Below are 2,527 nucleotides of genomic sequence, written 5' to 3'. Positions count from 1 at the left end.
GACCTGACCCGCGCCCTGAACCGCGTGCTGCCGTCCATCAACCTGCCTGCATCGTCCGGCTATGGTTCCGCGTCGGTGGTGCGCCCCATCAGCCTGCGCGGCTTGAACGGCGACCAGGTGCTGGTGCTGGTCAACGGCAAGCGCCGCCACAACAGCGCCCTGCTCAACAACGGCACGTCGCTGAACTCCGGCTCGCAGCCGGTCGACCTCGACATGATCCCCACCGCGTTGATCGATCATGTCGAGATCCTGCGTGACGGCGCCTCGGCCCAGTACGGCTCGGACGCCATCGCCGGGGTGATCAACATCGTCCTCAAACAGACCGACCACGGTGGCAGCCTGAAAACCACCTACGGCCAGAACTACCAAAACGGTGACGGCGAAACCATCCGCCAGACCGGCGACGTCGGCCTTGCCCTGCCCAATGACGGCTTTATCAACTTTGGCCTGGACGTGCGCCACCAGAAAGTCTCCGACCGCTCCGACAAAGCCCCGTACACCGACAGCGCGGGCAACACCAGCCTGGAGCACACCTATTACGGCACCGGCCTGCCCGAGGCGCGCAACTTCAGTCTGGGTTACAACGCCGAGCTGCCAGTCAGCGATGACCTGACCCTGTACTCGTTCTCGACCTACACCCGGCGCAACTCGGAAAAGCCTCTGGCCTTCCACCAGTCCGCCAGCTTTGACGGCATTGCCACGCCGTTCCCGGAAGGGATCGAAGACACCCTGCGCTTTATCGAAAACGACTTCCAGGTGGCCTTCGGTGGCAAAGGCACCGTCGCCGGTTGGGACTACGACCTGTCCAGCACGTACGGCCAGGACCACGCCGAAGCCACCCTGCGCCACACCTACAACCTGAGCTACGGCCCTGACTCGCCGACCTCGGTCGACACCGGGGTGAAGACCTTCAGCCAGTGGACCAACAACCTCGACCTGACCCGCGCCTTCGATTTTGGCCTGGCCAAGCCGACGCAGATTTCATGGGGCCTGGAGCAACGTTACGAGAACTACAAAATCGGCAAGGGCGACTACGCCTCTTACGCCAGCGGCCCGTTTGACACGGGCGTCAGCGGCAACCCGATTGCGCCGGGGACTATCTCCGGTGCCGGCACCACGCCTGCCGATGCCGACCAAAAAGGCCGCACCAGCCTGGCTGCTTACGGCGAGATCGGTCAGGACCTGACCGACAAATGGCACGTCGATCTGGCCGGTCGTTACGAGCATTACAACGACGGTTCGGGCACCACCACCAACGGCAAAATCGCCACCCGCTATCAGTTGACGCCGATCCTCGCCGTGCGCGGCAGCGTCAGCACCGGTTTCCGTGCGCCTTCGCTGGCCCAGCAGATCTACAGCTCTACCTCGCAAACCAGCGTCAACGGCAACCTGTTCAACTACCGCAACGTGGCGGTCGACTCTGAAGTGGCCAAGGCCTTGGGGGCCACCACCCTCAAGCCGGAGAAATCCACCAACTTCGCCCTCGGCCTGACCCTGCAACCGACCGATGCCACCAGCATCACCCTCGATGCTTACCAGATCAAAATCAAGGACCGCATCGACCAGACCGGCTACCTCGGCGGCACGCCGCAAATCGACGCCATCCTCGGCGCCGCCGGGCTGCCGACCAACCAGGCGGTGACTTACTTCACCAACGCACTGGACACCACCACCCGTGGCATCGACCTGATCGGTGACTACCGCCAGAACCTGGGCGCCTACGGCAACCTGCGCTACACCCTGGGCTTCAACTGGAACACCACCGAAATTGACGACATCCACGCCTCGCCCCTGGCCCAGGCCACCCTCGGCCCGGACGGCGGCTACAACCGTCAGCGCCAGGGCAACCTCAAGCACGGCAACCCGGAGTCCAAGCTGATTCTGGGGACCACCTGGACCATCAACAAGTTTGATATCGGCCTCAACCTGACCCGCTACGGCGAGTACACCCAGTACGGCACCGCCGAGATTTACGACCGCACGTTCTCGCCAGCCTGGATCACCGACCTCAACGTGGACTACCACCTGACCTCCAGCCTGACCCTGACAGCGGGCGCCAACAACCTGTTCAACATCTACCCGGAACGCACAAACCTGCCGAGCAGTTCGGGCGCCTTCCCGTACGGCAACTTCTCGCCGTACGGCACCACCGGCGGCTACTGGTACACCGGCGTGACGTACAACTTCTGACCCATTGCCCTGCCGCCCCAGCGGCGGCAGGGCTTTGCCGAACACTTGCACGGAGGCTGTCATGACCCGCCGTACCGACCCATTGATAGTGGGTGCCTGTTTCACCGCCAACACCCGTCGCCCGGACTTCGAGCGCCTCAAGGCCCTCGCCCGCAGCGCCGAGCGCGGCACATTCGCTGCACTGAGCTTCACCGAACCGCCCGAACAGTTTGAAGCGCTGACCTTGATGTCGGCGCTGGCCGCCGTCACCGAGCACATTGGCCTCATCGCCAGCCCGCACGACACCGAGCCCTACCACATCGCCCGCAAACTCGCCTCCCTCGACCACCTGTCCAAC

At 63.8% G+C, this 2,527-nt stretch carries 2 protein-coding genes; both read left to right on the top strand.

Annotated elements, in window-relative coordinates; genetic code table 11:
• Nucleotides 1–2,190, top strand: a 2,190-nt coding sequence (locus GHO41_RS28970) for a TonB-dependent siderophore receptor (RefSeq protein WP_153435321.1), incomplete at its 5' end; no start/stop codon positions are given.
• Nucleotides 2,191–2,251: 61 nt separating this feature from the next.
• The coding region (locus GHO41_RS28965; RefSeq protein WP_153435320.1) for an LLM class flavin-dependent oxidoreductase at nt 2,252–2,527 on the top strand (276 nt) is incomplete at its 3' end.

Origin of the sequence: Pseudomonas sp. FSL R10-0399 (assembly GCF_009600165.1) — a bacterium.
GTDB classification, from domain to species: domain Bacteria; phylum Pseudomonadota; class Gammaproteobacteria; order Pseudomonadales; family Pseudomonadaceae; genus Aquipseudomonas; species Aquipseudomonas helleri.
This window is presented reverse-complemented; position numbering and strand designations above follow the sequence as displayed.